Origin of the sequence: Micromonospora sp. ANENR4 (assembly GCF_015354395.1) — a bacterium.
Lineage (GTDB): Bacteria > Actinomycetota > Actinomycetes > Mycobacteriales > Micromonosporaceae > Micromonospora > Micromonospora aurantiaca.
In genome coordinates, this window is the sequence record NZ_JADKYQ010000020.1 from 22,592 (window position 1) to 36,573 (window position 13,982).

Annotated in this window: 14 protein-coding genes; 7 read left to right on the plus strand and 7 right to left on the minus strand. The window is 73.9% G+C overall.

What is annotated here, in order from left to right:
• Positions 1–192: 192 nt before the first annotated feature.
• Together IRY44_RS27845 and IRY44_RS27850 are read right to left on the minus strand one after the other, a co-directional pair.
• The gene (locus IRY44_RS27845; RefSeq protein WP_194803150.1) at positions 193–837 is read right to left on the minus strand and encodes an HAD family hydrolase; all 645 of its coding nucleotides are present in this window, start codon (positions 835–837) and stop codon (positions 193–195) included.
• 59 nt (positions 838–896) lie between these two features.
• Positions 897–1,742, minus strand: a complete 846-nt coding sequence (locus tag IRY44_RS27850) for a carbon-nitrogen hydrolase family protein (protein WP_194803151.1) — start codon at positions 1,740–1,742, stop codon at positions 897–899.
• Between the two features lie 105 nt (positions 1,743–1,847).
• Here IRY44_RS27850 and IRY44_RS27855 point away from each other — a divergent pair, with 105 nt between their 5' ends.
• From IRY44_RS27855 to mug, 6 genes are all read left to right on the plus strand, one after another.
• On the plus strand, positions 1,848–2,420 hold the full coding sequence (locus tag IRY44_RS27855) for a TetR/AcrR family transcriptional regulator (RefSeq protein WP_194803152.1): 573 nt from the start codon (positions 1,848–1,850) through the stop codon (positions 2,418–2,420).
• A gap of 104 nt (positions 2,421–2,524) precedes the next feature.
• Entirely contained in the window at positions 2,525–3,442 is a 918-nt protein-coding gene (locus IRY44_RS27860) for a TIGR04222 domain-containing membrane protein (protein ID WP_194803153.1), read from the plus strand.
• Positions 3,439–4,257 (plus strand): DUF692 domain-containing protein, encoded by an 819-nt coding sequence (locus IRY44_RS27865; protein ID WP_194803154.1) that lies wholly within the window; start codon positions 3,439–3,441, stop codon positions 4,255–4,257. The genes IRY44_RS27860 and IRY44_RS27865 overlap by 4 nt, the downstream gene beginning before the upstream one ends.
• Positions 4,254–4,700 (plus strand): hypothetical protein, encoded by a 447-nt coding sequence (locus IRY44_RS27870; RefSeq protein ID WP_194803155.1) that lies wholly within the window; start codon positions 4,254–4,256, stop codon positions 4,698–4,700. The genes IRY44_RS27865 and IRY44_RS27870 overlap by 4 nt, the downstream gene beginning before the upstream one ends.
• Before the next feature lie 31 nt (positions 4,701–4,731).
• Positions 4,732–5,493, plus strand: a complete 762-nt coding sequence (locus tag IRY44_RS27875; RefSeq protein ID WP_194803156.1) for an SDR family oxidoreductase — start codon at positions 4,732–4,734, stop codon at positions 5,491–5,493.
• A gap of 112 nt (positions 5,494–5,605) precedes the next feature.
• The gene (gene mug, locus IRY44_RS27880; RefSeq protein WP_194803157.1) at positions 5,606–6,226 is read left to right on the plus strand and encodes a G/U mismatch-specific DNA glycosylase; all 621 of its coding nucleotides are present in this window, start codon (positions 5,606–5,608) and stop codon (positions 6,224–6,226) included.
• An 81-nt stretch (positions 6,227–6,307) separates the two neighbouring features.
• Here mug and IRY44_RS27885 read toward each other — a convergent pair whose 3' ends face one another.
• The 4 genes from IRY44_RS27885 to IRY44_RS27900 form a co-directional block, all read right to left on the minus strand.
• A complete protein-coding gene (locus tag IRY44_RS27885; RefSeq protein WP_194803198.1) occupies positions 6,308–8,290 on the minus strand; it encodes an ABC transporter ATP-binding protein in 1,983 nt (660 codons plus the stop codon).
• A 132-nt stretch (positions 8,291–8,422) separates the two neighbouring features.
• Positions 8,423–9,190 (minus strand): enoyl-CoA hydratase/isomerase family protein, encoded by a 768-nt coding sequence (locus tag IRY44_RS27890; RefSeq protein ID WP_194803158.1) that lies wholly within the window; start codon positions 9,188–9,190, stop codon positions 8,423–8,425.
• Positions 9,191–9,233: 43 nt separating this feature from the next.
• Positions 9,234–9,461 (minus strand): helix-turn-helix domain-containing protein, encoded by a 228-nt coding sequence (locus IRY44_RS27895; protein ID WP_007072022.1) that lies wholly within the window; start codon positions 9,459–9,461, stop codon positions 9,234–9,236.
• Positions 9,462–9,921: 460 nt separating this feature from the next.
• Positions 9,922–11,529, minus strand: a complete 1,608-nt coding sequence (locus tag IRY44_RS27900; RefSeq protein ID WP_064445312.1) for an ABC-F family ATP-binding cassette domain-containing protein — start codon at positions 11,527–11,529, stop codon at positions 9,922–9,924.
• Positions 11,530–11,775: 246 nt separating this feature from the next.
• Between IRY44_RS27900 and IRY44_RS27905 the strand changes: the two genes are divergently transcribed.
• Positions 11,776–12,690: a neutral zinc metallopeptidase gene (locus IRY44_RS27905; RefSeq protein ID WP_194803199.1), complete on the plus strand. Its 915-nt coding sequence runs from the start codon at positions 11,776–11,778 to the stop codon at positions 12,688–12,690.
• Between the two features lie 69 nt (positions 12,691–12,759).
• On the opposite strand, the gene IRY44_RS27910 is transcribed toward IRY44_RS27905, so the two are convergent.
• A complete protein-coding gene (locus tag IRY44_RS27910; RefSeq protein ID WP_194803159.1) occupies positions 12,760–13,971 on the minus strand; it encodes a hypothetical protein in 1,212 nt (403 codons plus the stop codon).
• Between the last annotated feature and the right edge of the window lie 11 nt (positions 13,972–13,982).

The window sequence follows — 13,982 nt, forward strand, 5'->3', positions numbered from 1 at the left end:
ACCCTGCGAAAACGGCCATGACCGACCCCCTCTCCTCGACCGGGCACACCCGGCTGCGCAGTCGCGCGGCACCATGCTCGTGCCCCGCCCGCGGCGGGTCAACGGATTTTCCGCGCGGTGCGCCACCGTGCCGCCGCGCCGCCTGCCGGCCCGCGCCGCCGTGCCGCCGCCGGCCCGCGCCGCCGAGCGCCGTCAGCCGGCCAGGACGGCCGCGACGGCGGCGATCAGACCGTCCTCGATCCGGGTGGGCGCGAACCTCGGATCGGCCCAGCGGCGTCCCCGGTGCAGCCAGACGCTGGGCAGGCCCACGGCTGTCGCGCCGCCGATGTCCGCCTCCGGGCTGTCGCCGACCACCCACGCGCCGCGCAGCGGCATCCGGGCCCGCTGGGCGGCGAGCGCGAAGATCCTCGGGTTCGGTTTGCTGACGCCCGCCTCCTCGGATATCACCCAGTCGGCGACGTAGCGGTCCAGGCCGGTCTTGCGGATCTTGGCGTCCTGTTGACGGGACGCGCCGTTGGTGACCACCACCGGCACCCAGCCGGCGTCCGCGGCGATCCGCAGCGCGCAGGCCACCAGCGGGTCCAGCCGCATGTGCGCCACCACGCCGTCGTGCAGCTCGTCGACCAGGTCGATCGAGGGGATACGCAGCGCGTACCGGTCACGGATCGCGTCCGCCACGTCCCACCTGTTGGTCAGCCCGTCCGCGTCCACGGACACCAACCAGTCGAGGTCGGCCGGCGGCGCGCCGATGCCGTCCAGGAAGCGTTCTCCCCAGGCGCGGAACGGCCCGTCGCGGTCCAGCAGGGTGTTGTCCAGATCGAGCAGGAGCAACGGCACCTGGGCACCCTACGGGACGGGCCGGAGCACCGACAGGGCCGAGGGCCCCGCCACGGCGATCAGGCCACGAGGACGGCGCGAGCCGCCCCGGCGTCGAGCGGGCGATCCCGCAGCATGGTGTGCGCCGCACGGGTGGCGGCCAGCGCGTCCGGGTCCAGCGTGGCCACCAGCACGTCCTCACCGGTGTCGGCGCCCCGGGCCAGCGGCCGGCCCTCCGGGTCGTACACCGCCGCGCCGCCGTTGAAGCGCCACGGATCGGCGCCGCCGACCGAGTTGGCGAACACCACGTACATGGTGTTGTCCAGCGCCCGCGCGGCGTAGTAGAGGTCGCGGCGGTGCGCCGAGCCGGCCAGGTACCCGCTCGGGCAGAGGTAGCCGTGCGCGCCGTCGCCCGCGGCGGCCCGCGCGTGCTCCGGGAAGCAGCCGTCGTAGCAGACGCCCAGTCCCAGCCGCCACGTGTCGACCTCGAGCGTGGCGCCCCGGCGGCCGGCGTCGAACAGCTCCCGCTCGCCGCTCCAGAGCTGCTGCTTGTCGTACGCGGCGGTGACCGTGCCGGCCCGGTCCACCACGAGCGAGGAGATGGTGCGCCGCCGGTCGGGGTGGCGGACGGCGGCGCCGATCACGACGGCGGCGCCCGCGTCGGCGGCGGCGGAGCGCAGCGGGTCCAGCCGGGCGTCGGTCACCCGGCCGTCGGCGTCGGCCGCGACGTCCGTGCCCTCCGGATCGGCGCCGAGCGTCGGCGGATGGTACGCCGGCAGGAACAGCTCGGGCAGCACCACGACGCGGGCACCCTCGGCCCGGCCGACGAGGCGGGCGGCGGCACGGGCGTTGCCGGCGACGTCACCGGGGACGGGCTGGGCCTGGACGGCGGCGACGGTGAGCGGGTGCGCGGGCGGGGCGGTCACGCGCCGATCCTAACCACTCGGCGATGCGCGGATGATCATCCGGAATCGCATCTCAAGCCGTACGTACGGTTTGCATCGGCCGGTTCCACCTGGGACGATCCGTTCGTGCCCAGAGTAAGTCAGGACCAGCTCGACGCGCGCCGGCAGGAGATCCTCGCGGCGGCGCGGGCGTGTTTCGCCCGGCACGGCTACGAGGGCGCCACAGTGCGGCGGCTGGAGGAGGCCACCGGCCTGTCCCGGGGCGCGATCTTCCACCACTTCCGGGACAAGGACTCGCTGTTCCTCGCCGTGGCCGAGGACGACGCCGCCGCGATGGTGGAGACGGTGGCCCGTAACGGCCTGGTGCAGGTCATGCGCGACCTGCTCGCCCGGGCCGTCTCGCCGGACACCACCGGCTGGCTCGGTAGCCAGCTGGAGGTCTCCCGCCGGCTGCGCACCGACCCCGCCTTCGCCAAGCGCTGGGCGGAACGGTCCGAGGCGATCGCCGCCGCGACCCGGGAGCGTCTGCTGCGCCAGCGCGAGGCGGGTGTGCTCCGCGACGACGTGCCGATCGACGTGCTGGCCCAGTTCCTGGAGCTGGCCTACGACGGACTGGTGCTGCACCTGGCGATGGGCCGTCCGGCCGGCGACCTGGCCCGCGTGCTCGACCTGGTCGAGGAGGCCGTCCGCCGGCACTGAACCGGCGCCGGTCTCGGTCCGGTAACTACGCCCCTCCAGGAGATCGACTCTGGCGCGCCTGCTCCACAATGAGCCGCGACCCCTCCTCGCGACAGGAGCAGACGATGACCCCCTCCGACACCTGGGGCATCCCCGGCCCCGTATTCCTGCGCTGGTACCTCCTGCTCGCCGTCGTCCTGGTCATCGGTGCGATCGTGTACCGGCGGCGCATGCTGGCGGGCACGCCGGTGACCGCGTACGGCGACCTGGGTCCGCAGCAGGTCGCCTACCTCAACGGTGGCGACCAGCTCGCCGTCTGGGCCGCGCTCGGCGGGCTGCGCCACTGCGGCGCGGTCGGCGTCCGGCCGGACCGGCGGCTCACCACCGGCGGCCCGCTGCCGGCCGGCGCCACCCCGCTGGACCAGGCGGTGCACCACGCGGCCAGCCGCGGTCTGCGGACCCGGGAACTGGCCGCCGACGAGTGGGTCCGGCGGGCGCTCGACGAGCTGCGCGACGGCCTGGTACGCCGGGGTCTGGCCCTCGACCAGGAGCGGCGCCGGACGCTGCGGCGCGGCGCCCTGCTGGTCGGAGCCCTGCTGGTGATCGGCATCGTGCGCGCGATCTCCGGGATGCTGAACGACCGGCCCACCGGCTGGCTGCTGCTCAGCCTGTTCCCGCTCGGCCTCGCGTTCGTGCTGCTCAACCGCGTGCCCTGGCGCACCCGGGCGGCCACCGCCGCGCTGAACGACATGCGCCGCCGGCACGCCTGGCTGCGACCGGCCGCCGAGCCCGCCTACTCCACGTACGGCGCGACGGACGTGGCGCTGGGCGTGGCCCTGTTCGGCACCGCCACGCTCTGGACGATGGATCCGGGCTTCGCGGAGCAGGCCGAGATCCAGCGGCAGGCGATGGGCAGCGCGGGCGGCGCGAGCACCGGCACCTCGTGCGGCGGCGGGGCGACCGCAGGCGGCAGTTCCTGCGGGGGCGGCAGCTCGTGCGGCGGGGGTGGTGGCTGCGGCGGGGGCGGCGGGTGCGGCGGATGAGCGGCCCGTCCGGCGTCGGCATCGGCTGGCGCCCCGAGATCGCCGGTTTCGTCGCCGGGCTGCCGGGGCTGCGCTTCGTCGAGGTGGTCGCGGAGGCGGTCGCCCCGGCCGGGCCGCTCCCGGACGGGCTCGCCGAGCTGCGCGGACGCGGCGTCGACGTCGTACCCCACGGGGTGCGGCTGTCCCTCGGCGGCGCGGAACCGGTCGATCCGGCCCGGGTGGCGCACCTGGCCGGGGTGGCCGCGGCCCTGGACGCGCCGCTGGTGAGCGAGCACATCGCGTTCGTGCGGGCCGGCGGCCTGGAGGCCGGTCACCTGCTGCCGCTGCCGCGCAGCCGCGAGGCGGTCGCGGCGGTGGTGGCGAACGTCCGGCGGACGCAGGCGGAGCTGCCGGTGCCGCTGGCCCTGGAACCGATCGCGGCGCTGTTCGACTGGCCGGACGACGAGCTGGACGAGGCGGACTTCCTCACCGAGATCCTCGACGCCACCGACGCGCTGCTGCTGCTCGACGTGGCGAACGTGCACGCCAACGCCCGCAACCGGGGCGGCGACCCGGCCGCGCTGCTGGACCGGCTGCCGCTGGAGCGCATCGCCTACGTGCACGTGGCGGGCGGTGCCGAACACGGCGGCTTCTACCACGACACGCACACCGACCCGGTGCCCGCCGCCGTGCTGGACCTGGTCCGCGAGCTGTGCACCAGGCGCCGGCCGCCCGCGCTGCTGCTGGAACGCGACGGGCACTACCCGCCCGCCGCCGAGCTGCGGGGCGAACTCGACGCGCTGGCCGCCGCCTCCGGCCACCCGGTTGTCACGTGAGCGGCGACCTGGCGGCCCGGCAGGCCGAGCTGGTCGCCGCGCTCGTCGCCGGTGGACCGCTGCCGCCGGGCTTCGCCCCGGCCCCGGTCGAGGCGGCCCGCCGGGCGCTGCTGCGCAAACGGGCCGGCGACGTGGCCCGGCACTGGCCGCTGCTCGCGGCCGGCCTCGGGTCCGCCTGGCCGGCCACGTTCACCACGTGGGCCGACGGCCGTCCCACGAACGGTTCCCTTCGCGACGGCTGGGACCTGGCCCGCGACCTGCGCGACCGTCACGCGCTGCCGCCGCTGGGCGCGGACGAGCTGGCCGCGCGGGAGTCCGCGAGCCGCTACGACGGCCACCGCCCGCCCCGGCCGCGCCGGCTGCCGGCCCTCGCCCGGACCGGCGGCGCCGTCGCGGTTCAGGTTCTCGGCCGGGTACGCCTGGTGCGGCCCGCCCCGCGCTGACAGGCACCCGCCGGTACGGCAGGATCGGTGCATGGATCTCGGACTCGCCGACCGGGTGTACGTGCTCACCGGCGCCTCCGGCGGCCTCGGCTTCGCCACCGCCGAACACCTCGTCGCCGACGGCGCCCGGGTGGTCATCTCCGCGCGTACCCCGGAACGGGTGGCCGCCGCGATCGAGGCGCTCGGTGACCCGCAGCGGGCGATCGGGCTGACCGCCGACCTCGCCGACCCCGCCACCCCGGAGCGGCTCGTCGCCGCCGCCCGCGAACACTTCGGCCGTCTCGACGGTGCGCTGATCTCGGTCGGCGGCCCACCGCCCGGCACCGTCGCCACCGTCAGCGACGAGCAGTGGCGGGAGTCGTTCGAGACGGTCTTCCTGGGCAGCGTCCGGCTCGCCCGCACGGTGGCCGGCGCGCTCACCGACGGCGGCGCGATCGGGCTGGTGCTGTCCACCTCGGTACGCGGACCGCTGCCCGGGCTCGGCATCTCCAACGGCCTGCGGCCGGGCCTCGCCGGCGTGGCCAAGGACATGGCGGACGAGTTCGGCCCGCGCGGCGTCCGCGTGGTCAGCCTGCTGCCGGGACGGATCATGACCGACCGCAACCGGGAGCTGCTGGCCGGTTCCGGCGATCCGGAGCGGGCCCGCGCGCAGGCCGAGGCGGCGATCCCGCTCGGGCGCATCGGCGACCCGGCGGAGTTCGGCCGGGTGGCCGCGTTCCTGCTCTCCCCCGCCGCCGGGTACGTCACCGGGATCACCGTTCCGGTCGACGGCGGCGCGCTGCGCGGGCTGTGACGGTGGGCGCGACGGCCGGGCTTCCCGCGGCGGTGGGCGGGCTTTCCGCGGCGGCCGGCCGGGTGCGGGTGGCCGCGCCCGCGGCGGGCCGTTCACCCGGGACGGTGGGCCGATGAGCGATCGACGGCGGCCGGGCGGTGGACGGCCCGAGGCCGCGCCCGGACCCGGCACGCCCGCCCGCAGCCATCCCCGGCCCAGCCGCGAGCAGCTCGCCGCGGCGGCCGACCGGCTGCTGCCCGATGTGATCGCACCCGGTCTGGACGTGCTGTTCGTCGGCATCAACCCGGGCCTGTGGTCAGCGGCCACCGGCTGGCACTTCGCCCGCCCTGGCAACCGGTTCTGGCCCGCCCTGCACCGCGGCGGCTTCACGCCGCGGCTGCTGCACCCCAGTGAGCAGGACATGCTTCCGGCGCTGGGCCTCGGCATCACCAACATGGTGGCCCGGGCCAGCGCCCGTGCCGACGAGCTGACCGCCGATGAACTGGTCGACGGCGCCGCCACGCTCACCGCGAAGGTCGAGCACTACCGGCCGCGCTGGGTGGCGGTGGTCGGGGTGACCGCGTACCGGATCGGGTTCGCCCGGCCGAAGGCCGGTTTCGGGCCGCAGCCGGAGACGCTCGCGGCGGCCCGGCTCTGGGTGCTGCCCAATCCGAGCGGCCTGAACGCCCACTTCACCCCGGAGACGCTCGGCGCCGCGTTCGCCGAGCTGCGCGCCGAGGTCGTCGCGGGTTAGGGCTTCGGTCGTCGCGGGCCGGTCGTCCGGCGCCGCCGCGCTGTCGACGGCTCGGCGCCGGGATGTGGTCTCGCCGGGCCGCTAGTTGGCGGCGGCCGGGGGCATGGCCTCGTGGGCGACGTAGGTGCCCATCGGCACCGTGGTCACCACCGGCTCGGGCTGCTCGGCCTCGGCGTGGGGCGCGGGCGAGTCGGTGACCGCGAACTGGGTGCGGTACAGCTCGGCGTACAGGCCGCCGACCGCCACCAGCTCGTCGTGCCGGCCGCGCTCCACGATCCGGCCCTCGTCGAGCACGAGGATCTGGTCGGCGTCGCGCACCGTGGAGAGCCGGTGCGCGATGACCAGCGCGGTACGCCCGGTCAGCGCCACCGACAACGCCCGCTGCACCGCCGCCTCGCTCTCCGAGTCCAGGTGGGCGGTGGCCTCGTCGAGGATCACGATCGACGGGGCCTTGAGCAGCAGCCGGGCGATGGCGATGCGCTGCTTCTCGCCGCCGGAGAAGCGGTAGCCCCGCTCGCCGACAGTCGTGTCGAGCCCGTCCGGCAGCGCCCGGACCAGGTCGGCGACCTGCGCGCCGGCCAGCGCCGCCCAGATCTCGTCGTCGGTGGCGTCGGGCTTGGCGTAGCGCAGGTTCTCCCGGATCGTCTCGTGGAACAGGTGCGAGTCCTGGGTGACCACGCCGATCTCGTCGCGCAGGGAGGCGAGCGTGGCGTCCCGTACGTCGACGCCGCCGACGAGCACCTGGCCGTCGCTGACGTCGTAGATCCGGGAGATCAGCATGGACAGCGTCGACTTGCCGGCGCCGGACGGACCGACCAGGGCCACCATCTGACCCGGCTCGACGGCGAACGAGACGCCCCGCAGCACCGGCTCGTTCACCGTCCGGTCGAGCGTCGAGACCTCCTCCAGGGAGGCGAGGGACACCTCGGCGGCGCTCGGATAGCGGAAGCGCACGTCGCGGAACTCGACCCGGCCGTTGCCGCGCGGCACCGGAACCGCGTCGGGCTTCTCGGCGATGGTCGGGCGCAGGTCGAGCACCTCGAAGACCCGGTCGAAGGAGACGAGCGCGCTCATCACGTCGACCCGGACGTTGGACAGCGCGGTCAACGGGCCGTAGAGGCGGGTCAGCAGCAGCGCCAGCTTGACGACGGTGCCGGCGCTGACCGCCCCGGTGACCGCGAGCCAGCCGCCGACGCCGTACGTCAGCGCCTGGGCCAGCGACGCGACGAGCAGCATCGCCACGAAGAACGTCCGCGAGTACATCGCGGACTGGATGCCGATGTCGCGCACCCGCTCGGCCCGGCGGGCGAACCGGTCGGCCTCCACCTCCGGCGCGCCGAACAGCTTGACCAGGAGCGCGCCCGCCACGCCGAAGCGCTCGGTCATCGTGGCGTTCATCTTGGCGTCGAGGTTGTACGACTCGCGGGTGATCTCGGCCAGGCGCCGGCCGACCCGGCGGGCCGGGATGATGAAGATCGGCAGCAGCACCAGCGCCAGCACGGTGATCTGCCACGACAGCACGAGCATCGCCCCGGCGGTGAGCACGAGCTGGATGACGTTGCTGACCACGCCGGACAGCGTCGAGGTGAACGCCCGCTGGGCGCCGAGCACGTCGTTGTTGAGCCGGCTGACCAGGGCGCCGGTCTGGGTGCGGGTGAAGAACTGCAGCGGCATCCGCTGGACGTGGTCGTACACCCGGGTGCGCAGGTCGAGGATGATGCCCTCGCCGATACGGGCCGAATACCACCGCTGGACCAGCGAGAACAGCGCGTCGGCCACGGCGAGCGCGGCGATGATCAGGGCGAGCCGGACGACGGTCGAGCGGGCGTCCGCGCCGCCGCCGGCGATCGCGTCGATGACGTCGCCGGCGAGCAGCGGCGTGGCCACGCCGATCACCGCGGCGATGACCACGGTGATCAGGAAGACGACGATGTCGCGCCGGTAGGGCCGGGCGAACGCGACGATCCGCCGGGCGGTGCCGCGTTTGAGCTCGTGGGCGGAGACCTCGTCGCGGTTGCGCAGCGACCGGAGCATGCTCCAGCCGCCCATGCCGCCGCCGGCCATCGGGTGGGACACTCGTCACCTCCGGGTCGTCGGGGCAGCATGAACCGTCGGAGTCCATTCTCCCGACGCCTGTGACAACCTCGCGAGTAACCCAGATCTTCCCGAACGGTCCTTACGAAATCGCCGTACCGGCTATTCGCCCCGCCCGGCCAGGTCCCGGATCCGCCGGGTCTGCGCCTCCCGCTCGGCGCGCTGCTGCTCGGCGTGCGAACGGTCGGCCGCGCCCGCGAGCAGCGCCTTGATCTCGATGATCGCGTCCCGGTTGTTGGCGAGCAGCCCGGCGGAGAGATCACGCACGGCGCCGTCCAGCTCGTCGTTCGGCACCACGAGCGTGGCCAGGCCGATCCGGTCCGCCTCGGCGGCGTCCATCCGCCGGCCGGTGGCGCAGATCTCGAGCGCCCGGGAGTAGCCGACCAGCTCGACCAGGCGGCGCGTGCCGGCCAGGTCGGGAACCAGGCCGAGGGTCACCTCGGCCATCGAGAGCTTCGCGTCGGCGGCGAGCACGCGCATGTCGCAGGCCAGCGCGAGCTGGAAGCCGGCGCCGATGGCGTGGCCCTGCACGGCGGCGATCGACACCACGTCCGGCCGGTGCAGCCAGGTGAACCCACCCTGGTAGTCGGCGATCCGGTCGGCGCACTCCGCCTCCGGCATCGCGGCCAGCTCGGCGAAGGAGCCCGGCCCGGTCGCACCGGCGACCGTCAGGTCCAGGCCCGCGGAGAAGGCGCGCCCCTCTCCGCGTACGACGACGACGCGCACGTCGCCGGGCAGGTCCCGGGAGAAGTCGCTCATGGCGCGCCACATCGCCGGGGTCTGGGCGTTGAGTACGTCGGGCCGGCACAACGTCACCGTCGCGACCGGCCCGTCGCAGTCGAAGCGCACTCCGGTCGTCTCGGCGGTCACCGGACGCCCCGGAACGCGCTGATGGACGACGCTGGGGGGCGGGTCACGCCTTCTTCCGGCGCCGGGCGCCGCCGCGCTGCCGCAGCTGCACCCCGGACTCGGTGAGCACCCGGTGGATGAACCCGTAGGAACGGCCGGTCGAGGCCGCCAGAGCACGGATGCTCTCTCCGCCGGTGTACCGCTTTACCAGGTCTTTGGCGAGCGTCTGACGCTCGGCCCCGACGATCCGGCGACCCTTCTCAGTGCTGGTGGCTGTGCCGGTGGCTGCCATGCTGATTCCTCACGTCCCAGACTGTGCGGTTCGGATACGGTCCCACCTATTAGACCGCCTCGGACGATCATGCGCCAGATATCAACTATTCGCCAACCGACACGCTACGCAATGTCAGCTTCCCGATAGAGTGATCCTTCCGGCCGGCTGATCCGTACCGCCCCGCCGGCGAGCCTGCACGCGGCAGTTCGGCGAGGTGGCGGCATCCTCCCGCATGATCGACACCACTTCCCCGAAGTGGCTGCATCACCGTGCTCCGGACACCTCCACTTCGGCGAACTGGTGTGGATCATGCGATGGCCGGTGCGGCGGGCCGTATCGTGCGCGGGGTGTTTGACGTGATCACGGCCGCGGCGGGTGCCGCCGGTGTCTTCGCCGCCACCGATCTCGACGACACCGTCGTGCTCATGGTGCTGTTCGTGACCCTCCGGCACGCCGGACGCCCCCGGCGACGGCGGGGTCAGGCCAGCTCGACCAGCTCCAGCAGGTCGTCGGACCAGGCGTCCTCGTCGCCGTCGGGAAGCAGGATGGCGCGGTCCGGCTTGAGCGCGCTGACCGCACCCGGGTCGTGCGTGACCAGCACGATCGCGCCCGGGTAGCGGGCGATCGCGTCGAGCACCTGCTCCCGGCTGACCGGGTCCAGGTTGTTCGTCGGCTCGTCCAGCAGCAGCACGTTGGCGCCGGAGCAGACCAGCGTGGCCAGGGCCAGCCGGGTCTTCTCGCCACCGGAGAGCACCCCGGCCGGCTTGTCCACGTCCTCGCCGGAGAACAGGAACGCGCCGAGGATCTTGCGCAGGTCGGTGTCGGTCTGGTCGGACGCGGCGCTGCGCATGTGCTCCAGGATCGTCCGGTCCACGTCGAGCGTCTCGTGCTCCTGGGCGTAGTAGCCGAGCCGCAGCCCGTGCCCGGGGCGCACCTCGCCGGTGTCCGGCTCGAGCAGCCCGCCGAGCATCCGCAGCAGCGTGGTCTTGCCGGCGCCGTTGAGGCCGAGGATGGCCACCCGGGAACCCCGGTCGACCGCCACGTTGACGTCGGTGAAGATCTCCAGCGACCCGTACGACTTGGACAGCCCGGTCGCGGTCAGCGGCGTCTTGCCGCACGGCGCGGGGCTCGGGAACCGTACCTTCGCGACCTTGTCCGCGACGCGGACCTCGTCCAGGCCGGAGAGCAGGCGCTCGGCGCGCCGGGCCATGTTCTGCGCGGCGACGGTCTTGGTGGCCTTGGCCCGCATCTTGTCCGCCTGCGCCATCAGGGCGCCGGCCTTCTTCTCGGCGTTTGCGCGCTCGCGGCGGCGGCGCCGCTCGTCGGTCTCGCGCGCCTCCAGGTACGCCTTCCACCCCAGGTTGTACGTGTCGACCACGGAGCGGGTGGCGTCCAGGAACCAGACCTTGTTGACCACGGCCTCCAGCAGCGAGGCGTCGTGGGAGATCACGATCAGGCCGCCCTTGTGGTTGGCGAGGAAGCCGCGCAGCCAGGTGATCGAGTCGGCGTCGAGGTGGTTCGTGGGCTCGTCGAGCAGCAGGATGCCGCCGCCGTTCTCGCCGGCGTCGCGGAACAGGATCCGGGCCAGCTCGATGCGGCGGCGCTGACCGCCGGAGAGCGTGCCGATGGTCTGCGCCAGGGCGCGGTCGGGCAGGCCGAGGTTGGCGCAGATCCGGGCCGCCTCGGCCTCGGCCGCGTAGCCGCCGAGCGAGGCGAACTGGTCCTCCAGCGCGCCGTAGCGGCGGACCAGCCGCTCGTCGTCGGCGCCCTCGGCGAGCTTGTTCTCCAGCTCCTTCATCTGCGCCATGAGCACGTCCAGCCCGCGGGCGGAGAGCACCCGGTCCCGGCCGGTGACGTCCAGGTCACCGGTACGCGGGTCCTGCGGCAGGTAGCCGATGGCGCTGCGCCGGTCGATCTGGCCGCCGTACGGCTGCCCCTCCCCGGCGAGCACCTTCAGTGTGGTGGTCTTGCCGGCGCCGTTGCGGCCGACCAGGCCGATCCGGTCCCCCGGCTGCACCCGCAGGGTGGTGTCGGACAGCAGGATCCGGGAACCGGCGCGCAGTTCCAGGCCGGTGGCAGTGATCATCTCGGAGTACTCGCTCTCGGGTCCGGAAGGGCTGATTCAGGGCACGCGAAAGCGCCGGCGGGTGGAATTTCCCGTCGGCGCGGGGCGGTTCAGCCTTCGCAGCGCAGCACGGGGGCAAGTGTACCGGGCCCCGCGGGCCCCCTCCCCCGGATTACCGCGCAAGATCATCGGGTACGAAATCCGCCGTCCGGACCCGGTCCGGTACCGCAACCATCACAAACGGACACATCGGTGATCGGGGTCAACATGGAGCTGAACGAGAACGCGCGGGTCGACACCAGCCAGGTGGACGACCGGCGAGGGTCCGGCGGAGGCGGCGGGATGGGCATTCCGATCCCGATCGGCGGCGGCCGGGGCGGGATCGTGGGCATCATCATCGCCGTACTGGTCGCCCTGGTGGGCGGCGGCTTCGGCCTCAACGCCGCCACCAACGGCGGCGGTGACGAGCAGGGCGACAACACCTCGCTGGAGCAGAAGTGCTCGGCGCAGGACGCGCTGAAGCAGCTCGACTGCCGCAACGCGCTCTACGTCAACTCGATCCAGGCGTACTGGCGTACCGCGATGCCGGAGGCGTTCGGCGAGCAGTACCGGCCGTCGAAGACGGTGTTCTTCAGCCAGAACGTGAGCACCGCCTGCGGCGCTGCCGACTCGGGCGTGGGCCCGTTCTACTGCCCGGCCGACGACCTGGTCTACATCGACCTCACCTTCTACAAGCTGCTCGCCGACCAGCTCGGCGCCGAGGGCGAGTTCGCCCAGCCGTACGTGCTGGCCCACGAGTACGGCCACCACGTGCAGGACCTGCTCGGCACCGAGGCGCAGATGCGCCGCCAGCAGCAGCGCGATCCGCAGAGCGCGAACGCGCTCGCGGTGAAGCTGGAGCTGCAGGCCGACTGCTACGCCGGGGCGTGGGCGAAGAACGCCACCGGCACGGCCGACGACAAGGGCCAGAAGATCTTCAAGAGCATCACCGAGCAGGACATCTCGCAGGCCATCGACACCGCCGAGAAGATCGGTGACGACGCGATCCAGCAGCGGTCCGGCCGGCCGGTGAACCCGGACGAGTTCACCCACGGCAGCTCGGAGCAGCGCAAGCAGTGGTTCACCAAGGGCTTCACCACCGGTGACCCGAAGTCCTGCGACACCTTCGGTTCGGGGGCCTGAGCCGCTCGTGCACCGGCCCGCACCGCCGACTTGGTCGGCGGTGCGGGCCGATGTCGTTTCCGGGGCCGGTCAGGCCGGCAGTGTCACCTGAGCCGGGGTGGACCGGTTGACGGTCGTCCCGTCACCGAGCTGGCCCCCACTGTTGTCGCCCCAGCACCACAGTCCGGCGTCGGTACGGATCGCGCAGCCGTGATCGGTGACCGCGAGGCCGCCGGTCCAGGTGGTGGCCGTACCGACCTGGGCGGGCGCGGACCGGTGGTTGGTGCTGCCGTCGCCCACCTGGCCGGCCGAGTTCTTGCCCCAGCACCACAGGGTGCCGTCGGTACGCGACGCGCAGGACGTGTCGCTGCTGGCGGCGATCCGGTTCCACGTGGTGGCCGTGCCGATCTGCACCGGCGCGGTCCGGTACGTGCCGCTCACGCCGAGCTGCCCGTATCCGTTCTCCCCCCAGCACCACAGCGCGCCGGAGCGGACCCCGCAGGTGTGCGCGTACCCGGCGGCGACGCCGGTCCACCCGGTCGCGGTGCCGACCTGCGCGGGCGCGGTCTGGGGCGTCAGGTTGCCGAGCCCGAGCTGGCCGTCCGAGCTGGCCCCCCAGCACCAGAGCGTGCCGCCGGTCCGGACACCGCAGGTGTGCCCGTAGCCGGTCGAGACGCTCACCCAGTCGGTGGCCGTGCCGACCTGCAACGGGGTGTTCGCGACGTACGGCGAGGCGCCGACGCCCAGCTGGGTGGTCCGGTTGAAGCCCCAGCACCAGAGCGTGCCGTCGGTGCGGATCGCGCAGGTGTGCTGGGGGCCGGCGTCGACCCGGGCCCAGGTGGTCGCGGTGCCGACCTGCGTCGGGGCGCTGCGGCTGGTGGTGCTCCCGTCGCCGAGCTGACCCCGGAAGTTCGAGCCCCAGCACCACAGCGTCCCGTCCGTGCGGACCGCGCAGGTGTGCCCGGAGCCGGCGTCGACGTTCGTCCAGGTGGCGGTGCCGACCTGCGTCGGGGCGCTACGGTTCGTGGTGGTCCCGTCGCCGAGCTGGCCGCCGTAGTTCGAGCCCCAGCACCACAGTCCCCCGTCGGTGCTGATCGCACACGTGTGCGCGCCACCCGCGGTGACGCTGCTGACGGTGGGCGCGGCGAGGGCGGCGCGCTGCACCGGGCCCGCGTTCGCCGTACCGGCCGTGAGTGCGGTGGTGAGCACGAGGCTTCCGACGCTCATCGCCGCCGCCGCGACGAGGAGCCTCGTCGCACGGCGCCACCGGGCCCGCAGCCGGCCGTCCTGATATCCGCTCATGAAGTTGTTCT